The following is a 21,204-nucleotide window of genomic DNA, read 5'->3' as shown; positions in this document are numbered from 1 at the left end:
ATCGCGACCCGTGGCCGCGTGGCCCTGTACTGGGTTGGCCTGCATTGTGATCCCGCGCCCCTCACACCTCAAGGGCGCCGATGGCGTCAGCTCCGCTGATTGCTGAGCAACCCTTGACCTGTGAGCCTCTACGCGTGAACGGCAGGCCGTATCGGGCAGGCGGTGAGCCAGCCCCTTTGGTGTGCAACCCAGCCCAGAACAGGGCCAGTGGTGGTCAGCGAGAACGAGCGATAAGCGGCATTCTCAGGATGCCGTCCGGGGCGATGGCGCGGCGGTAGCCAGAATTGATGCGATGTCCACCAGCGCGAGAGCCGCTGGCGCACAGCCACATACCAGAACCACAGCGCTGCGATTCGGCTGAGCCAGATGCAGCGCTCGACCGCCGTACGGGACAGACCGAGCAACCTATGTCCTTAGTCTCATTCATCCCGCCAGGCGCTCGCCGTCGGCGAATATATCCCTCAGGGGTCGTCGATGGGCGACTAATCAGTACGGGGGTGCACGATGGCAGTGGCGGGGCGGGATATCGTCGGATCGGGAGCGGTTGAACAGTCACCTGGCAGCTGGTGCGAAGGTCTGCGCCTGTTTGGGTTGTTGACCATCGGGCTCGTCGCGATGGCTCTGGTCATACTGGCGAGTGCCGGATGGGACACCGACGGGTATCGGATGGTCATCCGGGCGACGGCTCGGACATCTTTGACCCTTTTCCTGAGCGCCTTCCTCGCGACGGCCCTGCTCAGACTCCGACCGAGCGCTCCAACCCGCTGGCTGCACCGCAACAGACGACACCTAGGCCTGGCATTCGCGGTCTCACACGGAGTCCATCTCGCCGCGATCATCACTCTCGCTACCACCGATCCGACGATCTTTTGGACCCTAGCCTCGGCCGCCTCGATAATCATCGGCGGCGCCGGCTACCTCGTCATCGCATTACTCGTTGCAACCTCATTCGACCGGATCAGCACCTGGCTCGGTGCACGGCACTGGCAACAGGTGACAACCGTCGGAGCCTGGTTCATCTGGTCGTTGTTCGTCCTCATCAACGGCATCCGCATCCCCAGAAACGGGTGGTACCTAGTACCCGTGGCAATTCTCGTGGCGTCACTTGTTGTGCGGGTCAAGACACGGAAGGTTCCGACGAACGTTGCACATGCCGCGCTGAACTAGCGACTGGACCTTGCGCTGATCAAAGGTCGGGCGGCTGTCGAGGAATGTGCCGAGTAGCGCGGTGTCCAACAATGCCGACTCGCCGATTGTTGGACGGCGATGCTGGGTGCGATGCACGCTCATCGGCATGAGCGGACGGCAGCGAAAAGGCAGCGGGAGCACCGATACAGGCCGAAACTACACCGCACGGGAAGGCATTAGTTGCCAGCTCAACGGCACTGGGTGCGACCACCCAATACGCCGGAGCAACGTTCGGGACGAAGAGGCCGGCGGCTACTTGCCGGCCGAATGGCTGTGGTCCAGATCCGGCCGGATTGCTGAACGGAATCCGCGGTGGGGTCGGTGTGGTCAGCAGTTCAGGTCGCACCCGTGGGCGAGACCGCGCGGCAGATGTGGTTGTCGCACAGCTCGCACGCATGGGCTGATCGAGAAGTCGCAGTCGGTGGTGCAACCCGAGCCCACACCCGACGGTCCAGACGTAGCCGGGGTCGGCCAGGACGACGCGTCACCTTCGGTGGCACCACCGAACTCGCGGGGGTAGCTCTGCCCGTCATCTCACCACCGAGGTCGAGCAGCGGGAACGGGGCGGGGATGGCGAGTCATCGACCTTTCCGGGGTCGGCGGAATCTGCCGAGAGGCGTACCAGACCGCACCCACCCCGGCAAGGACCAAGCGTTGTCACCACCCGAGGTGGTCACCAGCGGCGACGTCATTTCGGGGCCTGAATCTCCAGTCAAGCTCTATGCCGGGTGACCACCTCGGGCGGTGAGCCCTTGCCGGGGTGGGCGCGGCCTGGTCCGGGCTGTGCCCAGATCCCACCAACCCCGGAAAGGCCGATGACCATGACCGTCACCCCCGCCCCGCTCCCGCTGCCCGACCTCTCTCCCTACGGCGGCGGCACCTGGCAGAGCTACCCCCGCGAGTCCGCCGGTACCACCTTCCTGGTCTACCGCGCCGTCCTGACCGACCCCGCCTACGCCTTCTTCACCGCCCCCGACGAGGTGTGCTCGGTCTGCACCACCGACTGCGACTTCTCGATCACCTACGCGTGCGAGCTGTGCGACAACCACATCTGCCACGAATGCGGCCTCGCCTACCACGGGTGCGACCTGAACTGCTGACCACACCGAGAAGGGGGCTTCGGCCCCTTTCTCCCTCCCTGGCCGCCGTCAACGAAGCCGGTAGCGGGTCGCCAACGCCGTCGACCCCAGGCCCTGGCAACCCCCGCCCGGCCAATTGCTGAACGGAATCCGCGGCGAGGGTGGTGGTATCGCGACCGGCGGCCGCGTGGCCCTGTTCTGGGTTGGCCTGCATTGTGATCCCGCGCCCCTCACACCTCAAGGGCGCCGATGGCGTCAGCTTCGCTGATTGCTGAGCAACCCTTGACCTGTGAGCCTCTGCGCGTGAACGGCAGGCCGTATCGGGCAGGCGGTGAGCCAGCCCCTGTGTGTGCACCCCAAACCAGAACAGGGCCAAACCCCGACTTGGACAGCGCCTGCTCGGACTAGGGCCCTGAGATCGGCGAATCGCCCGGTCGTTTGAGCATTTGGTCCACGATCAACCTGCTTCGGTCTTCCATCCGCTTCTCATCTTCCGGATCCGACGCAGGCTGGTTGACCGCCACGATCACGACGACCCTTCCGTCTTCGCGCTTCGCAGGGTCCGACGCAAAGGTGACGATCTTGAGACCCATAGCTCGACCTGCACGCCGTCCGGCCGATCGCGCTTCCGCTATGCCGGTGACATCAGTGGGGTCGAAATGCTTGACCCATTGCCAATCGATCTCCAGCGATCGCATGATCGTCAACGTCAACTCGTCAGTGGGCCCGCCCATGTCGCCGGATCCTACGCTCAAAATGTACCGGGCACGCGGTGAGCCAGCCCCTGTGTGTGCACCCCAACCCAGAACAGGGCAACCGTGGTCCGGACACACCAACGACGCGGATGGCGTCAACATCCGCGTGCGATGTACGTGCAACTACTGGCGGTCAATCCCGGTCAATCGGAGTGATCAACAGCACATCACCCCGGCGGCGCCGAGAGGCGGATCGAGCCCTGAACTGGGCGAACGAATCGTGTTGATGGTCGGGGTGACAGGATTTGAACCTGCGACCCTCCGCTCCCAAAGCGGATGCGCTACCAAGCTGCGCTACACCCCGAAGCCGCGACGACGAGAAAGTCGTTGCGGCGATACATGTTTGAGCGGGTGACGGGAATCGAACCCGCACCATCAGCTTGGAAGGCTGAGGTTCTACCATTGAACTACACCCGCAGGCATACGACATCGATGGGATCGCCACGATGTCGTGTGCGCCACGACTGTACCGAACCTCGCGCGGTAAATGCCAATCCGGCCCCCACCTGGCCTCGAGCACCGCGTTCGACGGGCGACGGGTGTACCCACCGCGCGCGGTACCAATCAACTTCTCGTCCGATTAGGGCCTAATGACCCTATCCCCGGGTCGGTGGGGCGGGCCACGATGGTCGGGCGCCCATGGGGACCGGCGCCTGCTTCACCGGGGGATTAAATAGGAGAATTTTCCTTAAAAACCTGGCACGTGGGCGGCGGATAGGCCACCATGAGAGTGCGCTTCACTCCCCGTGCAGGAGGTACCGATGTCGAGGCAACGTCCACCACCCCGCAGAGGGCTCTACGCTGCACGTTTCGGGCTTCTGAAAATTTCTTCAGAAACTTTGTAACGCCGGGGGCTGCGCAGCGATGTCATAGCCGATCGCCATTCGCGAGAGACCTGTAACACGTTCTACAACGTGGATTTTCGGTCTCGGGTGGCTTGCTAGGATCCTTTTTGCCGGACGGGGGTATCTGGAAAGGGGGCGGTGAGCGTGTACCGAACTCGGTGGACCCAACCGCGTAGCAGTGCGAATGAACGCCGGTGATGTCGATGACCCACATCGAGCCACCGGTCGCCGCGATGGCCCGCGCCTGGGCCCGCGCGGTATGCGCCGAACCGGGCTCTTCCACGGCGCCGCACCAGTTGGAGCCGGTGCTCGTCGAGATCGTCGAGCGGCTGCTCCATCTGGCCAGGACCGAACCGTTCCCGGTGCCACAGGCGCGTAAGCTCGGCGCGCGACTGGTCGAGGCGCCGTTCGAACGAACCAGAATGCTGGCCCACGCCAGTCGCTGGCTGCTCGGCTTCCCCTCGGGGGTTCCGGGTTCGCTGGTGGCGACCCGCTGGCCGCTGGTGGCCAGCCAGGCCATCGACAGCTACGCCCAGGCGCTGCAAGAACGCGCGCTGGCGCAACAGGAACAGAACATCTCGGCGAAAGTGTCACTGCGCGTACAGGAGATCGCCGCGCTGCAGCACCGCTTGCGCCACGAGGCGACCCACGACGCCCTCACCGATCTGGCGAACCGCACACTGCTCGGCGAACGGGTGCGCGCGTTCGCCGCCGACCCGAGCCGCGGTGTCGGGGTACTGGTGGTGGACCTGGATCGCTTCAAGCAGATCAACGACGGCTACGGACACGCGATCGGCGACGAGGTACTGGTCGAACTGGCCAATCGCCTGCGCGAGGTGTGCCCGCCCGACACGGTGATCTGTCGCTACGGCGGCGACGAGTTCGTGGTCGCGGCCAACCCGCGCCGCGACACCCTCGGCGAGCTGGCGCACCGCGTGGTCGCCGCACTGCGCGATCCGGTGTGGTCGAGCGCGGGTCCGGTACCGGTTTCGGCCAGTGTGGGCACGGCTTTCTGCCCACCGGGCCAGACGTGCGATTTCACCGACCTGTTGCGTCGCGCCGACCGCGCGATGTACTCGGCGAAGTCGGCGGGCGGGCGGCGTTTCGCGCTCGCTGAATCGGGCGACCCCGAACTGGGAACGGCGGTCGCCGGCTGAGTCGGATCGCGAAGCCTGCACTTCGCGGTCCGGCTCAGCCGATTGCTATCGAGGCTGACAGGTGGGGCACCAGAAGAGGTTTCGGCCTTCCATGACCTGGTGGGCGACGGGTGTGGCGCACATTCGGCAGGGTTGGCCCTGGCGGCGGTAGACGTAGGTACGGGGGCGGTCCTTGGCGTAAGACGGTGCGCCGGAGTCGTGTTCGGGGCGCACGACGTGCATGCGGCCGGTGGCGACGCCGATCGGCATGAGGTCGACCAGATCGGCCCAGAGCGCGTCCCATTCGGACGCGGTGATCGAGGTACCCGGCCGAAACGGTGAGATGCCGTGCCGGAACAGCACTTCCGCGCGATACACGTTGCCCACTCCGGCGATCACGGCCTGGTCCATCAGCAGCGCCCCGATCGCCCTGCGGGACCGTCGAATTCGCGCGCCCGCCCGTTCGTGATCGGCGTCGGCGCGCAGCGGGTCGGCTCCAAGTCGCGCGACGAGCGCGTCCACCTCGGGCGGCAGCAGCACCTCGCACGCGGTCGGCCCGCGCAGATCGGTCCCGAAATCCGTTGCGCCCCCGACCATCCGCATCCGCACCTGCCCGATCGGCTCCCCCATCGGCAACCCGGACTCACTGAACTTGCCGTACAGCCCGAGATGCACGTGCACCGTCAACCCGGACGCGTAGTGATGCAGCAGATGCTTCCCCACGGCCTCGGCCCGCTCCAACACCTGCCCGTCCACCAGCGCGGCCCCCTCGGCGAACCGCCCCTGCGGACTCGACACCCGAACAGCCGCACCGGAAAACCGAGCATCGTGCAGCCCGGCGATCCGATGAAGGGTGTGCCCCTCCGGCATCAGACACACCCTCCCGACAACAGATCGCGCACGAACATGGGTAACTCACCGGGCACGGGCAAACCCGAGCACTACCCGACCGCCGGCCGCGTACTCAACGAACCCCGCAACTGAGTCCGGCCGAAATACGCGGAGAGGCGGACCAGCCTCAGTAGGCCGGGATCTCGGGGGCGATGCCCGACTTCTCGAAGTCGGCCAGGATGTCGATACGGCGCTGGTGGCGGGCCTCTTCCGACCACGCCGTCGCGATGAACGCGTCGACGATGGCGAGAGCCTCTGCGGTGGAGTGCATGCGGCCGCCGATGCCGATCAGGTTGGCGTTGTTGTGTTCGCGGGCCAGCACGGCGGTCTCGACGCTCCAGGCCAGGGCGCAGCGGGCGCCGGGGACCTTGTTGGCGGCGATCTGCTCGCCGTTGCCGCTGCCACCGAAGACCAGGCCCAGCGAGCCGGGGTCGGCGACGGTGCGGCGGGCGGCTTCGATGCAGAAGCCGGGGTAGTCGTCGAGGGCGTCGTATTCGAGGGCGCCGCAGTCGACGACCTCGTGTCCGGCCTCGAGCAGATGGGCCTTGACGTGATTCTTCAGTTCGAAACCGGCATGGTCGGCACCCAGGTAAACACGCATGGCTGCGATTGTCGCAGGCCCGCTTAGAGTCGTTTCATGCACCCGCACGAACCGCATTCCCCGCCCCCGACGGGTTCTTCGCCGGAGCACACCGGCGGGCAGCCCGAGCCGACACCGTCGCTGGACAAGGGCGCGCCGCAGCCCTCCCCCTGGGCGTCCTCGGGCGGTTACCCCGCACCCGAACAGCCCGCGTTTCCCCCGCCGACCAGCCCGTATCCGCCCGTCGCGCCGAACCAGTACGCGCCCGGTCACTACCCGCCGGGCGGTCCGCCGATGCCCCCGCAGCACCGCCCGCGCGGGCTGATGCCGTGGGATCGCCCGGCGCGGCATCCGTGGGAGATCCCGCTACTGGTGGTGGTCATCATGATGACCTCGGTGGCGTATCTGCTGGCCGTGCTGTTCATGCTCATCGCGCTCTTCGCCGACCCGATCGTCGACGAGCACGGGGTGGAGCAGACCGGTTCGCTGATCAGCAGTCCGTATGTGCTGCTGCTGTTGTTCGCGCCGGTGCTGCTGTGGGCGGGGCGTGGTCTGAACTTCGCCACCCAGCGGGTGAACGGGGTGCGGATGTCGCCCACCCAGTTCCCGGAGGGTTACCGGATGGTGCAGGAGGCGGCCGCGCGATTCGGGATGCACCGCGCGCCGGACGCCTATGTGGTGCTGGGCAACGGCCAGATCAACGCGTTCGCGGCCGGACACGGGTTCCGCCGGTACGTGGCGGTCTACAGCGACCTGTTCGAAATCGGCGGCGCCGCACGCGAACCCGACGCGCTCGCGTTCATCATCGGTCACGAGGTCGGCCATATCGCCGCCGGTCACGTGTCGTACTGGCGTCAGCTCGGCATGTTCGTGGCGCCGTGGTTGCCGCTGCTCGGGGCCTCGCTGATCCGCGCCCAGGAGTACACCGCCGACAATCACGGTTACTGCTTCAGCCCGCGCGGCGCGTCCGGGGCGATGGCCACCCTCGCCGCGGGCAAGTACCTCAATACCGACGTGGGCGTCGACGAGATGGCCGATCGGGCCGCCATCGAGAAGGGCGGTTTCATCTGGCTGGTCAACGCCATGGCCAGCCATCCGGTCCTCACCTGGCGGATGTGGGCGCTGCGCGACCGCAGCAGGCCGGGGCCGATGTTCTGGCGCCCGAGCCCGCCGCATCCCGGGATGATCCCGCCGCCGGGCGGCTATCCGCTCGCCACCACGCCGCGCGCGCTCCCGCCGAAGCCGGTCTGAGCGCGGCTCAGTCGAAGACCGGGTCCTCGGTCCTGGTGCGCTTGAGTTCGAAGAAGTGCGGGTAGGAGGCCAGCGCGACCACGCCGTCCCACACCCGGCCCGCTTCCTCGCCGCGCGGGATGCGCGAGAGCACCGGCCCGAAGAACGCGGTCCCGTTCACGTGGATCGTCGGCGTGCCGACATCGGGGCCCACCTTGTCCATGCCCGCGTGGTGGCTCGCGCGCAGCGCCTCGTCGTAGGAGGCCTCGGTGGCGACCTCGGCGAGTTCGGCGGGCAGCTCGAGTTCGGCGAGCGCGTCGGCGACGACGGCGGCGTAGGTGGCCGCGCGGGTGTCGCGTTCGAACTCGTTCTTGCGATCGTGAAGCCGGGTGCCCAGGGCGGTGTAGAGCGGGGACAGGATCTCCTCGCCGTACTTCTGCTCGGCGGCGATGGCGACGCGCACGGGTCCCCAGGCGGCGGCCATCATCTCGGCGTAGTACTGCGGCAGGTCGTCCTTGCCCTCGTTGAGCACCGACAGGCTCATCACGTGGAAGCGCACGTCGATATCGCGCACCTTCTCCACTTCCAGGATCCAGCGCGAGGTGATCCAGCACCACGGGCACAGCGGGTCGAACCAGAAATCGGCGACATCCTTGGTGGCCTGTTCGCTCACGGTGGGTTCCTCTCGGTCAGCGTCGACAGTGCGGCGGGTCACCCCGCCGTCAGGTGCAACCGCGCGCCCACGCGAATCGTTCCCGCGGCGCGTGCGGCGCACTACGCTCGATAGCGCGAGAGTCCCGGTCGTCCGCGAGAAGGGATCTGTTCATGAGCTCGAATCAGCATTTCGTCGTCATCGGTGGGGGTCTGGGCGGGGCGAAGATCGCCGAAGCCTTGCGCGCCAACGACTTCGACGGTCACGTCACCCTCCTGGCCGCCGAAGACGAACTTCCCTACGAGCGTCCGCCGCTGTCCAAACAGCATCTGGCGGGCACCGAGGACCTGCCGCAGTTCACCGTCGACCCGGCGGCCTGGTACCGCGATCACCACGTCGACCTGCGCCTGGGCACCACCGCCACCGCGTTCGACCCGATCGCCAAGACCGTCACGCTGCCCGACGGCTCCACCCTCGACTACGACAAGTTGGCCCTGGCCACCGGTTCGCGCGCCCGCACCCTCGACATTCCCGGCGCCGACGCGCCCAACGTCTACACCCTGCGCACCATCGGCGACTCGAACGCGCTGGTGGAGGTCCTGCGCGCGGATCGGCGGCTGGTCATCATCGGGGCGGGGTGGATCGGGCTCGAGGTCGCCGCGCAGGCCCGCGCCAAGGGCGTGGAGGTGACGGTGATCGAGTCGGCGACGCTGCCGCTGGTCACCGTCCTCGGCCCGGAGATGGGCCGGTTCTACGCCGAGCTGCACCGCGCGCACGGCGTCGACCTGCGCCTGGACACCACCGTGGACCTGATCCTGACCGACGAGAACGAGGCGACCGGCGTGCAGCTGGGCGACGGCACGGTGGTGCCGGCCCAGGCGGTGCTGGTCGCGGTGGGCGCGCAGCCCAATATCGAGGCGGCCACCGCGGCCGGGCTCGCGGTCGACGGCGGGGTGCTGGTGGATGCCGCGCTGTGCACGAGCAATCCCGATGTGGTGGCGGTCGGCGATATCGCCGAGGAGGAGCACCCGCTGCTGCGCCGGTTGATCCGCGTCGAGCACTGGGCGACCGCGTTGAACCAGCCCGCCGTGGCCGCGCAGACGATGCTGGGCAAAACCGCCGTGTACGACCGACTTCCGTACTTCTTCAGCGATCAGTACGACGTCGGGATGGAGTACACGGGGTATGTCGGGCGCGACGACGACGTGCGGGTGGTGATCCGGGGCGATCTCGACAAGCGGGAGTTCATCGCGTTCTGGCTCGACGGCCAGAACAAGGTCCGCGCGGGGATGAACGTCAATGTCTGGGACGTGACCGACCGGATCAAGGAACTGATCCTGTCGGAGGAACCCGTCGACCCGGACCGGCTCACGGACACCTCCACCGAACTGTGACCCACTTCACAAGACAGGTTGTGTCGAAGACGGCGCATCGGCTCCGACCCACTCTCGAACGCGCCACAGGGGCGCACCGAACAGGAGCCGAACCATGAAATTCATGCTGGTCAAGACCTATTCCGACGCCGCCTACTGCGACACCCCGATCCCGGAGTGGGCGCCCGAGGACATCGCCGCCCACATCGATTTCCAGCGCGCCCTCGGCGAGCAGCTCGCCGCGGCGGGCGAACTCGTCGACGCCCAGGGCCTGGCTGGACCCGATCAGGCGATCGTCGTGTGCGCCGACGGCCGCTCGGCGCCGGTGGTGACCGACGGACCCTTCCCCGAGACCAAGGAGTTCCTGGCCGGGTACTGGATCGTCGACGTGGACTCGGTCGAGCGGGCCGTGGAGATCGCCGCGCAGGCCTCGGCGGCGCCCGGTCCCGGCGGCAAGCCGATCGGGGAGTACATCGAGGTGCGTCAGATCATGAGCGCGCCCGACGTCGAGTGAGTGCGCCACCACGGATCGAGGACCTGCTGCGTGACCTCGCGCCGCGGGTCCTCGGCGTACTGGTCCGCCGCTTCGGCGATTTCGACCTGGCCGAGGACGCGGTGCAGGACGCGCTGGTGGCCGGGGCTACGCAGTGGGCGAGCGAGGGACTGCCCGAGCACCCGCGCGCCTGGTTGATCCAGGTCGCCCAGCGGCGGATGGCGGACGCGGTGCGGGCCGATGTGGCGCGGCGACGGAGGGAGACAACGGTTTTCGTGCGGGACGTGCCGGTGGAGGCGGTCACGCGAGACGACACCCTCGACCTCTACTTCCTGTGTTGCCATCCCGATCTGCCGCCCGCCGGAGCCGTCGCGCTGACCCTGCGCGCGGTGGGCGGCCTGAGCACCGCCGAGATCGCCGCCGCCTTCCTGGTTCCCGAATCGACCATGGGCCAACGGATCTCGCGCGCGAAGAAGCGCCTGGCCGAATCCGATCGTCCGTTCGCCGAGGGCGCGCACGACCGCACGCGGGTCGACGCGGTGCTCCAGGTGCTGTACGTGATCTTCACCGAGGGCCACACCAGCAGTTCCGGGGCGGGTTTGCGGCGCGGTGATCTGTCGGCCGAGGCGATCCGACTCACCCGCGCCCTGCGCACGCTGCTGCCCGACAACACCGAGGTCACCGGCCTGCTCGCGCTGATGTTGCTCACCGATGCCCGCCGCGCCGCCCGCACCGGCCCGCACGGCGAACTGATCCCGCTCACCGAACAGGACCGCACCCGCTGGGACCGCCCGCAGATCACCGAGGGTCTGCGCCTGCTCACCGCGACCATGCCCGCCGGACTCACCGGCCCGTACCAGATCCAGGCCGCCATCGCGGGCCTGCACGCCCACGCGATCCACCCCGACGACACCGACTGGCCGCGAATCCTCCAGCTCTACACCATGATCGAACGCCTGACCCCCAACCCCATGATCACCCTCAACCGTGCCGTCGCCACCGCGATGGTGCACGGCCCCGCCGCCGGACTGGCCGTCACCGACACCGTCGCCGCACCCCTATCCCGCTCCCACCGCCTCGCCGCCGTCCGCGGCCACCTGCACGAAATGGCGGGCGAGTCCGCAGCCGCCGTACGCGAATACCAGCGCGCCGCCCGACAGACCGCGAGCGCACCGGAACGCGACTACCTCCTGCTGCGCGCGGCCCACCTGCGCGCGAGCGACGACAGCGGCGCGGTCGAGCAGATCGCGCACGTCGACGCGGCCCATTTGCGCGCGAGCGACACCGCGCCGGGGTGATCACCGCCCGCAGCCACCGCGTCGGGGGCGAGACCCTCGCACCGAAAGTCACCTCGTCGGGGGCGAGACCCTCGCAAGTCACCGCGTCGGGGACGAGGCCCTCGCACCGAAAGCCACCGCGTCGGGGACGAGACCCTCTCACCGAAAGTCACCGCGTCGCGTCGAGATTGTCGATCATGCGGGCGAGTGTGCCGGTGAGCGTGGCGAATTCGGCGTCGGTGATGCCGTCCGCCATCCGGCGACGGAGAGCCCCCACCGAACGCGCGGCGATCTCGTGCGCCGCCCGACCCGCCTCGGTGGCGACAGGGCGACCGCCGTCGCGGGCGATCCACTCGCGCGCGAGGAGACCGTCGATGACGGCGGTGCGGGATTCGTCGTTGCCCTCCCAGAACGGCCGCAGGGCGTCGTGGAGGTCGGCCGTGGGGCTCGCGACGATGGTGTTCAGCGTCTGCCATTCGCGACGAGACATGCCCGCGGCCTCGGTTGCCTGATCGAAGGCGGCCTCGATGAGTTGGTCCAGGCGTTTGACCTGGTAGCCGATCATTCTTCGCTCGGTCACAGATATATGCCCTTCTATAATTACATGTTGTATGACATGTATATGTACGACGGTAACATGCCCGTATGGACGAGGTCGAGCAGATCGAGCGGGCGATGATCGCCATCCGCCGGCGTCAGACCCGACGCACCCTCGCGGCGGACGAGCCGAGCGGACAATCCTTCGACGTCCTCGATGTCATCGAAGACGCGAGCGAGCCGACCGTGTCCACGGTGGCCGCCGCGCTGGCCGTAGATCAGCCGCGCGCCAGCAAGCTGGTGGCCGGCGCGGTGGCCGCCGGGCTCGTGCGCCGGGTCGCCGATCAATCCGACGGGCGGCGCTCCCTGCTGGTCCTCACCGCTCGCGGCGCGGAGATCCTCGCCGAGGCGCACCGCCGCAGACGAGGGGCCTTCGATCGCGCGATGACCGGCTGGACCGACGCCGACCGGGTCGAATTCACCCGCTTGCTCACCCGATTCGTCGGCGCACTCGACTGACACCGCGACCGGGTCACCGCGCCGCGCCTGGCAGACTCACGGTCATGACGGACGTATTCAGTGCTGGACTGCTCGTGTATCGCCGCGGCGAGGCCGGGGTCGAGGTGCTGCTCGGGCACATGGGTGGCCCGCTGTGGGCGAAGAAGGACGCCTCGGCGTGGTCGATTCCCAAGGGCGAGTTCGCGTCCGAGGAGGAGTCGGCGCGTGACGCCGCCCGTCGCGAGTTCACCGAGGAGCTCGGGCTGCCCGCGCCCGAGGGTGAGTGGGCCGAGCTCGGTCAGGTGAGCTACCGCAGCGGCGCCAAGCGCAAAATCCTCAAGGTGTGGACCGTCGAGGGCGACCTCGACCCGGCCGATGTGGTGCCCGGCACCTTCGAGATGGAGTGGCCGCCGAAATCGGGCCAGATCGCGCAGTTCCCCGAGATCGACCGCGCGGACTGGTTCGACCTCGCCACCGCGGCCGCGAAGCTCGGCAAGGGCCAGCGCCCGTTCCTGAACCGTCTGGTCGTCCAGCTCGGTGGCGATCCGGCGCGATCGGAGTAGATTTCGCGGTATGCCCAGCGACCTGCAGCTGAAGATCATGAACGCCGTCCATCGCGCGTTGCTCACCGTCAGCGGTGGCCGCATCGGCAACTCCGTCCTGGGCATGGCCTCCCTGGAGCTCACCACGATCGGCCGCAAGTCCGGCACCCCGCGCAAGTCGATGCTGACCGCGCCCATCATCGACGGCGACACGATCGTCGTCGTCGCCTCGCGCGGCGGCGACGACACCCACCCGGCCTGGTTCCTCAACCTGCGCGACAACCCCGACGTCGAGGTGTCGCTGCGCAACGGGCCGGAGCGGCCGATGCTGGCCACCGTCGCCACTGCCGAGCAGCGCGCCGAACTGTGGCCGCGGGTCGTCGCGGCGTACAAGGGCTACGGCGACTACCAGAAGAAGACCACCCGCGAGATCCCGCTGGTCCTGCTCACCCCCCGTACCTGAGCCCGCAGGCTTCCGCGAGCGTCGCCCGGCACCGATCCCGCGCCACGGTCCGATACCCTCACCCAGCCCCCGACGGCCTGGTCCCCGCTCGCCGCTTTTCGTGCCAAGAGCCCAACGCCCGCTCCCACCAGCGGCGGATACACGTTCGGCACCACGCACCCGCCCGAATCGCAACGCGCTCGTGGCGGCCACATACGTAGGGGCGGCCTCGGGCAGATCCGCGCACGAGAAACCACCACACCCCGCAACGGCGACCTCGCACAAATCCCCGCACGGCGTAACCACCACACATACGTAGGGCAGCCCCGGGCGAATCCTCGCACGAGAAACCACCACACCCCGCAACGGCGACCACGCGCGAATCCCCGCACGGCGTAACCACCACACATACGTAGGGCGTAACCACTACACATACGTAGGGCAGCCCCGCGCGAATCCCCGCACGACGTACCCACTACACCCGGGTCGCCCGGAACTCGGTGGGACTGGTGCCGCGCAAACGCTTGAACGCGGCGCTGAAACCGAACGCGTCGGAATAGCCCACCGTGGTCGCCACCTGCGCGACGCTGCGGGCGGGGTCGGCCAGCAGTTCCTCGGCCTCGGCCATCCGCCATTCGGTGAGGTAGGCCAGCGGCGGTTCGCCCATGACCTCGGTGAAGCGGCGGGCGAACAGGGCGCGCGAGACCGCGGCCTCGGTGGCCAGGCTCGCGACGGTCCAGCGGTGGAACGGTCGGTCGTGGATCGCCGCCAGCGCCGGGCCGACCACCGGGTCAGCCATGCCCCGGTACCAGGCGGGCGCGCAGTGTTGCTGTTCGGCGAGCCAGCTGCGCAGGGTGCAGACCAGCGCCCAGTCCAGCAGCCGGTCCATCAGCGCCTGCGAGCCCGCGCTCAGTCGGACGGCGTCGGCGGCGGAACGTTCGAGCCACAAACACATGTCGGCGTCTTCGTGGACGACCATCACCGGCGGGAGCGCCCGCAGCAGCCGTTCGTGTCGATGCCCCGCCGCCCGGTAGGCGCCCACGAGCAGCGAAGTCTCCTCCGGCGCACCGGTGATCGACGGCTTCTCGATCAATTCCGGTGTGGCACAGGCGAGGTCGACCGGTCCGAACCCTTCCGGCACGAAACACGACAGCTCGTAGCCCTGATGCGGGCGACCGAGCGTGGCGGCGGTGTCGGCCAAATGGAAAGGCGCACTGGCCTGCACGAGCGCGGTGTCCCCGGCGATCAGCGTCGTGTGCGAACCGTCGGCGAGCACCAGCGTGCCGCCGCCGCGCAGCACCGTCACCATGATCAGCGGCGCGCGGTCGGCGAATCTGATCGCCCACGGCGGCCGCAGCACGGCGTGGGTCACGACCGATCCTTCGGCACGAATGCCGCTCAGCAACGAACTCAACGGATCCACCCGAACCAGCGTAGACGAATTCCTATCGACTCGAGATGATCACCTATAGATCGTCCACCCGATCGGCGGTTAACTCGAAGGACAGGGCAATCGGCCCGCATCAGATCCACCTGAACCTCGATCCGCCAGGGAGCCCCACCGTGCCGCAGTCGACCACCCCCGCCGCGACCACCTCCGACGAATCCACCACGCGCACAGCCCTTGTCGTCCTCGGACACCACCGCGCCGACTCACTGTCGGCCCACACCGCCCGCCGCGCCGCCGCCCGACTCACCGCCGCGGGCTACACCGTCGACTTCCTCGACCTGCACGCCGAGGGCTTCGACCCCCGCATGACCGTCGCCGACCAGCCGGACTGGAACAATCGCGACAAGCGCTACTCCCCCGCCACCGAGGCACAGATGGGTCGCGTCCTGGCCGCCGAGGTCGTGGTCGTGGTGTTCCCGGTCTACTGGCAGAGCGTGCCCGCTCTGGTCAAGGGCTGGATCGACACCGTCTGGAACTACGGTTTCGCCTACGGCCGCAGCAAGCCACGCTTGGCGGGCAAGCGCGTCCTGTGGCTCGGCTTGGCGGGCGCGACCGCGAACGACGAGATCATCCCCGGCATGCAGCAGCTGCTGGAAGCCCAGCTCAGCGACGGTCTGGCCTACTACTGCGGTTTCGCGGACTCCCGGGTCGGCCTGCTGCCCGACGCCGAGGAGCAGCCGCAGACCATCGACGCCGAGGGCAACCTGGTGATCGGCGAGGCCATCAGCGGCGACGCCCGCACCGCCCACTACGCCGCCTTCGACGCCAGGGCCGAAGGCTTCGTCGACGACCTGCTAGCCGCGGGTCTGGTCAACGCCTGAACGCCTGCCGCAGCAGTGGCATAATCGTGCAATCCTTCGCCGAAAAGGCCAGAAAACTGCCTTTCGGACGTGGCTTTGCACGATTACGCCACCGTCACCGGCCGACGAGGGTGCGGCGCAGGCCGCCGTAGAGCTCGGTGGGATTCCCCGACTCGGCGGCGGACTTGTCGATCAGGTCGATGGCGGCGGCGGTGAACTCGTCGCTCTGCGGCTGGACGTACTCGGCCGGGGTGTCGATGCCGGGAGCCTGCGCGGTCAGCGTCGTCGCCATGGCCTGGAGGAACGGCGTCATCAGTTCGGCCAGGCGCGCGGCGGTGCCGCCGGTGGTGCGGACCATCGCCCCGCCCTGGTGGAACGCGGCGAACATGGCGTACATGCCACCGAGGATCGACACGTCGTACATGGCGGCGGCGCCGAGATCCTCGCCGACGAACTCAGCCGCACCGAACAGCTCGAGCACCGACCGGTAGCGCGCGAAGGCCGCGCCGGCCCCGCTGTAGAGCACGAAAGCGCCGGGGCCGCCGATCATGTCGGGGATGGCCATGATGCCACCGTCGATCAGTTCGACTCCGGCCGCGCGCGCCCACCGGCCCGACGAGCGGGCCTGCTCGGGTGTGGTGGTCGTCAGGTTCACCACGGTGCGCCCGCGCAGCCGCGCGGCGACCGGTTCGAGGTGCTCACGCACCGCCGCGTCGTCGAGGACGCACACGATCAGCAGATCCGCCGCCGTCAGCGCCTCGGCCGAACTCGTCGCCACCCTCGCCCCGTCGGCCACCAACGCTTCGGCCCGCGCGGGGGTGCGGTTCCACACGGTCACCTCGTGCCCGCCGGCGAGCAGGGCTTTCGCCAGTGCCGTTCCCATCGCGCCCAGTCCGATCACCGAAACTCGCTGTGCCGCTGCCTGGTTGGTCATTGTTCCCCTTGCTCGGAGTCCTTCGTCGCCGATCGGCGCCGTCCTTCCAGATTCGATGGTTATGCTTGATAGAACAAGTACCGACTATCAAGTGCACTACCCACCGAAAAGTAAGTAAGGCGAGCATGAAGCAGCGAGAGCGTCCGTATTCCTGCGGTATCGATGCCGCGCTCGACGTCGTCGGCGGCAAGTGGAAGGCCCTGATCCTGTGGGCGCTGTCCACCGGCACCCAGCGCTTCGGCGACCTGAAACGCCTGGTCCCCGGGGTCACCGAGAAGATGCTGATCCAGCAGTTACGCGAGCTCGAGCACGACGGCATCGTCCACCGCGAGGTCTACGCGCAGGTGCCGCCGAAGGTGGAGTACTCGCTGACCGAGCGCGGGGTCTCGCTCAACGAGGCGCTGGTCACGCTCGGCCAGTGGGGCAGCGAGCACATGCAGCACATCTGCGCGGTCACAGGCGTCGCCGCGCCGGTGCACTGACGCGGCGCCGCCTCGAATCAGGCCTGGATTCCAGCCCACTTCTGGCCGGTGATGCGCTCGAAGGCTTCTTCGTACTTGCGCCGGGTGCCCTCGACGACCTCGGCGGGGATCTCCGGGCCCGGGTACTCCTTGTTCCAGCCGGTGGAGGTGGACCAGTCGCGCACGAACTGCTTGTCGAAGGAACGCTGGGCGCGGCCCGGCTCCCACTCGTCGGCGGGCCAGAAGCGCGAGGAGTCGGAGGTGAGCACCTCGTCGCCGAGGGTGAGAACCTCACCGTCCCAACCGAATTCGACCTTCGTGTCGGCCACGATCACGCCGGCCTTCGCGGCATGCTCGGCCCCGCGCGAGTAGATCTCGAGGGTGAGATCGCGCAGCTTCTCAGCGACCTCGCGACCCTCCTGGTTCACCACGTCGGCGAAACTGATCGCCTCGTCGTGCCCCTCGGACGCCTTGGTCGACGGGGTGAAGATCGGCTCGGGCAGCTTGTCGCCGTCACGCAGACCGGCGGGCAGTGCGATTCCCGACACGGTCCCCGAACGCTCGTACTCCTTGAGCCCGGACCCGGTCAGGTAGCCGCGCGCGATGCACTCCACCGACAGCATCTTCAACGGCTTGACCCGGATGCCGCGCCCGGCGAACTCGGCGGGCACATCGGTGGCCGAGACCACGTGATTGGGGATGCCGGTGAAGTACTCGAACCACCAGTTCGACAGTTGCGTGAGCAGCGCACCCTTGTCCGGAATCGGGGTGGGCAGCACGACGTCGTAGACCGACACCCGGTCCGACGCGACGAGCAGCAGGGTGTCGCCGTCCTCGTAGAGGTCACGAACTTTCCCGGCGTGCACATGCTTCAACGTCGAGCCTCCGAATCCTGGGTCCATTGCTGGGTATATACGGACTGTACCGACCACCACCGACACCGGATCACACCTGGTCACCGCGACCCGGCACCGTCTCGCCGCACACCGTGACGCGCGCCACCGTCGCGTCGGCGCCGCACTACCCGCGCCACGTCGGGCGAAACTCGTGAGCGGGTGTCGGTGGCAGGTGGCATTGTGGACGCGGAACTACCGTGCCGTGTTCGTCGACGACGAAGGAGATCAATGTCCGCCCCGAATCTCACCCGCGACCAGGCGGTCGAACGCGCGGCCGTGGTAGCCGTGCAGAACTACCGGATCGAACTCGACCTGACCGACCAGCCACGCGGCACGGGGTCCGAGGTGTCGGACACGTTCGGGTCCACGACCACCGTCACCTTCACCGCCACTCCCGGCGCGAGCACGTTCATCGACCTGGTCGCGCCGCACGTGCGGTCGGCGGTGCTCAACGGGGTCGCCCTGGATGTGAGCACCTACGACGAGTCGACCGGGATCGCGCTGCCGAACCTGGCCGAGCAGAACGAACTGGTCGTCGAGGCGCAGTGCGAGTACTCCCACACCGGTGAGGGCCTGCACCGCTTCATCGACCCCACCGACGACAACGTCTACCTGTACTCGCAGTTCGAAACCGCCGACGCCAAGCGGATGTTCGCCTGCTTCGACCAGCCCGATCTCAAAGCCACCTTCGATGTGGTGGCCACCGCGCCGGAGGACTGGGAGGTCATCTCCAACGGCGCCGATATCGACCAGCACAAGATCGGCGCGGTCATACGCCACACCTTCGCCACCACCCCGCGCATGAGCACCTACCTGGTCGCCCTGATCGCCGGCCCGTACGCGAAGTGGACCGACACCTTCACCGACGCGAGCGGCGAGATCCCGCTGGGCCTGTACTGCCGGGCCTCGCTGGCCGAGCACATGGACGCCGAGCGCCTGTTCACCGAGACCAAGCAGGGTTTCGAGTTCTACCACAACAACTTCGGCGTGCCGTACGCCTTCGGCAAGTACGACCAACTGTTCGTACCGGAGTTCAACGCGGGCGCGATGGAGAACGCGGGCGCGGTCACCTTCCTCGAGGACTACGTGTTCCGGTCCAAGGTGACCCGCGCGTCCTATGAGCGTCGCGCCGAGACCGTGCTGCACGAGATGGCGCACATGTGGTTCGGCGACCTGGTCACCATGAAGTGGTGGGACGACCTGTGGTTGAACGAGTCGTTCGCGACCTTCGCCTCGGTGCTGTGCCAGGCCGAGGCCACCGAATACACCAGTGCGTGGACCACGTTCGCGAACGTGGAGAAGTCCTGGGCCTACCGCCAGGACCAGCTGCCCTCGACCCACCCGATCGCCGCCGACATCCCCGACCTGCACGCGGTCGAGGTGAACTTCGACGGCATCACCTACGCCAAGGGCGCCTCGGTGCTCAAGCAGCTGGTGGCCTATGTCGGGTTGCAGCCGTTCCTGGCCGGTCTGCGCGCCTACTTCGCCGACCACGCCTACGGCAACGCCACCTTCGACGATCTGCTCGCGGCGCTGGAGCAGGCGTCCGGGCGTGACCTGTCGGACTGGGGCGCGCAGTGGCTCAAGACCACCGGCCTCAATATCCTTCGCCCCGATTTCACCGTGGGCGCCGACGGCACCTTCTCGAGTTTCGCGGTCGTGCAGGAGGGCGCGCAGCCCGGTGCGGGCGAGTACCGGGTGCACCGGATCGCGATCGGCGTGTACGACGACGTCGACGGAAAGCTGGTGCGCGCCAACAGGATCGAACTCGATCTCGACGCTGCCCCGCGCACCGAGGTCCCCGAGCTGGTCGGGGTGCCGCGCGGCAAGCTGGTGCTGGTCAACGACGACGACCTCACCTACTGCTCGCTGCGCCTCGACCCCGATTCGCTCGATGTGGTCGTGGCGCGCGTCGGTGACATCGCCGATTCGCTGCCGCGCACGCTGGCCTGGTCGGCCGCCTGGGAGATGACCAGGCAGGCCGAGATGAAGGCCCGCGATTTCGTCGCGCTCGTGCAGCACGGCATCGGCGCCGAATCCGAGATCGGGGTGGTCCAGCGACTGCTCATGCAGGCCGCCACCGCCATCTCGAGCTACGCCGAGCCGACCTGGGCCGAGCAGCAGGGCTGGCCCGAGTTCGCCGACCGCCTGCTCGAACTGGCCCGCGCCGCCGAAGCCGGTTCGGACCATCAGCTCGCCTTCGTCAACGCTCTGACCGGCGCCAAGCTGGAATCACGGCACATCGAGGTGCTCGCCCAGCTGCTCGACGCCGACCCCGCCACCCTGGGTCTGCCCGGTCTGACCATCGACACCGATCTGCGCTGGCGCATCGTCACCGCCCTGGCGGCGGCGGGCCAGATCGACGCCGACGGCCTCGACACCCCCACCATCGACGCCGAACTCCAGGCCGATCCGACGGCGGCGGGCAAGCGCCAGGCCGCCATGGCAGCCACCGCCCGCCCCCTCGCCGAGGTGAAGGCCCAGGCATGGAACACGGTGATGGGCGACGACACCGTCCCCAACATCACCGCCCGCGCCATCGTCGGCGGCTTCGCCCCCGCAGGCCAAGCGGAGGTCCTCGCCCCCTACGTCGACAAGTACTTCGCCGACATCCCCGCAGTCTGGGACCGCCGCTCGAGCGAAGTAGCCCAAACCGTCGTAGTAGGCCTCTACCCCGCCTGGGCCATCACCGAAGACGCCGTAGCCAAGGCCGACGAGTTCCTGTCAGGCAACCACCCACCCGCCCTCTACCGCCTGGTCTCCGAAGGCCGAGCAGGCATCGAACGCTCCCTGCGCGCCAGAGAATTCGACGCCAAGTAGCCACCCCGGGGAGGGCGCCGACCACCCGCGCCCTCCCCCTACCCAGGCACCTGTGCACCTGTGCACCGACGCGCCTGTGCACCCGCGCACCCACGCGCCTGCGCACCCGCACGTCCACGCACCTGCGCACCTGCACACCTCTGCACCCGTACACCCACGCGCCTGCGCACCTGCACACCTCTGCACCTGCACACCCCAATTCCGCCATGACCGCACTCCCAGCCCCGCACATCCCGACCTCGAGGAGGGATCGCCGCGCAGCGGCGTAGCGGCCCGGCCGCGAGTTAGCGCCCGTTGCGTCCGCGGCGCAGCCGCCAGCAACGGG

Annotated in this window: 21 protein-coding genes and 2 tRNA genes; 13 read left to right on the top strand and 10 right to left on the bottom strand. The window is 68.2% G+C overall.

What is annotated here, in order from left to right; genetic code table 11:
- Positions 1 to 504 precede the first annotated feature (504 nt).
- Positions 505 to 1,167: a hypothetical protein gene (locus tag ACFP3H_RS19145; RefSeq protein ID WP_378607947.1), complete on the top strand. Its 663-nt coding sequence runs from the start codon at positions 505 to 507 to the stop codon at positions 1,165 to 1,167.
- A gap of 836 nt (positions 1,168 to 2,003) precedes the next feature.
- Positions 2,004 to 2,288 carry a hypothetical protein gene (locus tag ACFP3H_RS19140; RefSeq protein ID WP_378607945.1) on the top strand — a complete coding sequence of 95 codons (285 nt, stop codon included), beginning with the start codon at positions 2,004 to 2,006 and terminating at the stop codon, positions 2,286 to 2,288.
- Positions 2,289 to 2,671: 383 nt separating this feature from the next.
- Here the strand turns inward: ACFP3H_RS19140 and ACFP3H_RS19135 are convergent, their stop codons facing one another.
- The 3 genes from ACFP3H_RS19135 to ACFP3H_RS19125 form a co-directional block, all read right to left on the bottom strand.
- Positions 2,672 to 3,001 carry a hypothetical protein gene (locus ACFP3H_RS19135; RefSeq protein ID WP_378607943.1) on the bottom strand — a complete coding sequence of 110 codons (330 nt, stop codon included), beginning with the start codon at positions 2,999 to 3,001 and terminating at the stop codon, positions 2,672 to 2,674.
- Between the two features lie 248 nt (positions 3,002 to 3,249).
- Positions 3,250 to 3,326 (bottom strand) — tRNA-Pro (locus ACFP3H_RS19130).
- A gap of 42 nt (positions 3,327 to 3,368) precedes the next feature.
- Positions 3,369 to 3,439 (bottom strand) — tRNA-Gly (locus tag ACFP3H_RS19125).
- Positions 3,440 to 4,070: 631 nt separating this feature from the next.
- On the opposite strand from ACFP3H_RS19125, the gene ACFP3H_RS19120 reads away from it, so the two are divergent.
- Positions 4,071 to 5,024, top strand: a complete 954-nt coding sequence (locus ACFP3H_RS19120) for a diguanylate cyclase domain-containing protein (RefSeq protein WP_378607941.1) — start codon at positions 4,071 to 4,073, stop codon at positions 5,022 to 5,024.
- 45 nt (positions 5,025 to 5,069) lie between these two features.
- On the opposite strand, the gene ACFP3H_RS19115 is transcribed toward ACFP3H_RS19120, so the two are convergent.
- Positions 5,070 to 5,873 (bottom strand): Fpg/Nei family DNA glycosylase, encoded by an 804-nt coding sequence (locus ACFP3H_RS19115; RefSeq protein WP_378607939.1) that lies wholly within the window; start codon positions 5,871 to 5,873, stop codon positions 5,070 to 5,072.
- Between the two features lie 148 nt (positions 5,874 to 6,021).
- Positions 6,022 to 6,495 carry a ribose-5-phosphate isomerase gene (locus ACFP3H_RS19110; RefSeq protein ID WP_378607937.1) on the bottom strand — a complete coding sequence of 158 codons (474 nt, stop codon included), beginning with the start codon at positions 6,493 to 6,495 and terminating at the stop codon, positions 6,022 to 6,024.
- A gap of 36 nt (positions 6,496 to 6,531) precedes the next feature.
- Here ACFP3H_RS19110 and ACFP3H_RS19105 point away from each other — a divergent pair, with 36 nt between their 5' ends.
- Positions 6,532 to 7,725 carry a M48 family metallopeptidase gene (locus ACFP3H_RS19105; RefSeq protein WP_378607935.1) on the top strand — a complete coding sequence of 398 codons (1,194 nt, stop codon included), beginning with the start codon at positions 6,532 to 6,534 and terminating at the stop codon, positions 7,723 to 7,725.
- A 7-nt stretch (positions 7,726 to 7,732) separates the two neighbouring features.
- Here ACFP3H_RS19105 and ACFP3H_RS19100 read toward each other — a convergent pair whose 3' ends face one another.
- Positions 7,733 to 8,377, bottom strand: a complete 645-nt coding sequence (locus ACFP3H_RS19100; RefSeq protein WP_378607933.1) for a mycothiol-dependent nitroreductase Rv2466c family protein — start codon at positions 8,375 to 8,377, stop codon at positions 7,733 to 7,735.
- A 152-nt stretch (positions 8,378 to 8,529) separates the two neighbouring features.
- Here ACFP3H_RS19100 and ACFP3H_RS19095 point away from each other — a divergent pair, with 152 nt between their 5' ends.
- From ACFP3H_RS19095 to ACFP3H_RS19085, 3 genes are all read left to right on the top strand, one after another.
- Positions 8,530 to 9,750 carry an NAD(P)/FAD-dependent oxidoreductase gene (locus tag ACFP3H_RS19095; RefSeq protein WP_378607931.1) on the top strand — a complete coding sequence of 407 codons (1,221 nt, stop codon included), beginning with the start codon at positions 8,530 to 8,532 and terminating at the stop codon, positions 9,748 to 9,750.
- A gap of 94 nt (positions 9,751 to 9,844) precedes the next feature.
- Positions 9,845 to 10,243, top strand: coding sequence for a YciI family protein (locus ACFP3H_RS19090; protein ID WP_378607929.1), 399 nt, complete (start codon positions 9,845 to 9,847; stop codon positions 10,241 to 10,243).
- Positions 10,240 to 11,520: an RNA polymerase sigma factor gene (locus ACFP3H_RS19085; protein WP_378607927.1), complete on the top strand. Its 1,281-nt coding sequence runs from the start codon at positions 10,240 to 10,242 to the stop codon at positions 11,518 to 11,520. The genes ACFP3H_RS19090 and ACFP3H_RS19085 overlap by 4 nt, the downstream gene beginning before the upstream one ends.
- Before the next feature lie 148 nt (positions 11,521 to 11,668).
- On the opposite strand, the gene ACFP3H_RS19080 is transcribed toward ACFP3H_RS19085, so the two are convergent.
- Positions 11,669 to 12,079 carry a MarR family transcriptional regulator gene (locus tag ACFP3H_RS19080; RefSeq protein WP_378607925.1) on the bottom strand — a complete coding sequence of 137 codons (411 nt, stop codon included), beginning with the start codon at positions 12,077 to 12,079 and terminating at the stop codon, positions 11,669 to 11,671.
- Positions 12,080 to 12,144: 65 nt separating this feature from the next.
- Between ACFP3H_RS19080 and ACFP3H_RS19075 the strand changes: the two genes are divergently transcribed.
- From ACFP3H_RS19075 to ACFP3H_RS19065, 3 genes are read left to right on the top strand one after another with little or no spacing between them, the layout of a single operon-like run.
- Positions 12,145 to 12,555, top strand: coding sequence for a MarR family winged helix-turn-helix transcriptional regulator (locus tag ACFP3H_RS19075; protein WP_378607923.1), 411 nt, complete (start codon positions 12,145 to 12,147; stop codon positions 12,553 to 12,555).
- A gap of 44 nt (positions 12,556 to 12,599) precedes the next feature.
- Entirely contained in the window at positions 12,600 to 13,097 is a 498-nt protein-coding gene (locus ACFP3H_RS19070) for an NUDIX hydrolase (protein WP_378607921.1), read from the top strand.
- A gap of 10 nt (positions 13,098 to 13,107) precedes the next feature.
- Positions 13,108 to 13,539: a nitroreductase/quinone reductase family protein gene (locus ACFP3H_RS19065; RefSeq protein WP_378607919.1), complete on the top strand. Its 432-nt coding sequence runs from the start codon at positions 13,108 to 13,110 to the stop codon at positions 13,537 to 13,539.
- 454 nt (positions 13,540 to 13,993) lie between these two features.
- Here ACFP3H_RS19065 and ACFP3H_RS19060 read toward each other — a convergent pair whose 3' ends face one another.
- Positions 13,994 to 14,941, bottom strand: a complete 948-nt coding sequence (locus ACFP3H_RS19060) for an AraC family transcriptional regulator (RefSeq protein ID WP_378607917.1) — start codon at positions 14,939 to 14,941, stop codon at positions 13,994 to 13,996.
- A gap of 140 nt (positions 14,942 to 15,081) precedes the next feature.
- On the opposite strand from ACFP3H_RS19060, the gene ACFP3H_RS19055 reads away from it, so the two are divergent.
- The gene (locus ACFP3H_RS19055) at positions 15,082 to 15,789 is read left to right on the top strand and encodes an NAD(P)H oxidoreductase (protein ID WP_378607915.1); all 708 of its coding nucleotides are present in this window, start codon (positions 15,082 to 15,084) and stop codon (positions 15,787 to 15,789) included.
- Positions 15,790 to 15,883: 94 nt separating this feature from the next.
- On the opposite strand, the gene ACFP3H_RS19050 is transcribed toward ACFP3H_RS19055, so the two are convergent.
- Positions 15,884 to 16,702 (bottom strand): NAD(P)-dependent oxidoreductase, encoded by an 819-nt coding sequence (locus tag ACFP3H_RS19050; RefSeq protein ID WP_378607913.1) that lies wholly within the window; start codon positions 16,700 to 16,702, stop codon positions 15,884 to 15,886.
- A 125-nt stretch (positions 16,703 to 16,827) separates the two neighbouring features.
- On the opposite strand from ACFP3H_RS19050, the gene ACFP3H_RS19045 reads away from it, so the two are divergent.
- Positions 16,828 to 17,184, top strand: coding sequence for a winged helix-turn-helix transcriptional regulator (locus ACFP3H_RS19045; RefSeq protein WP_378607911.1), 357 nt, complete (start codon positions 16,828 to 16,830; stop codon positions 17,182 to 17,184).
- 17 nt (positions 17,185 to 17,201) lie between these two features.
- On the opposite strand, the gene ACFP3H_RS19040 is transcribed toward ACFP3H_RS19045, so the two are convergent.
- Positions 17,202 to 18,038: a phosphoribosylaminoimidazolesuccinocarboxamide synthase gene (locus ACFP3H_RS19040; RefSeq protein WP_378607909.1), complete on the bottom strand. Its 837-nt coding sequence runs from the start codon at positions 18,036 to 18,038 to the stop codon at positions 17,202 to 17,204.
- 249 nt (positions 18,039 to 18,287) lie between these two features.
- Between ACFP3H_RS19040 and pepN the strand changes: the two genes are divergently transcribed.
- The gene (pepN, locus tag ACFP3H_RS19035) at positions 18,288 to 20,879 is read left to right on the top strand and encodes an aminopeptidase N (RefSeq protein ID WP_378607907.1); all 2,592 of its coding nucleotides are present in this window, start codon (positions 18,288 to 18,290) and stop codon (positions 20,877 to 20,879) included.
- Positions 20,880 to 21,204: the final 325 nt, after the last annotated feature.

It is taken from the genome of Nocardia lasii (assembly GCF_042658545.1).
Taxonomy (GTDB): domain Bacteria; phylum Actinomycetota; class Actinomycetes; order Mycobacteriales; family Mycobacteriaceae; genus Nocardia; species Nocardia lasii.
Note: the sequence above shows the minus strand (reverse complement) of the source record. Positions and strands in the feature narration are given on the sequence as shown.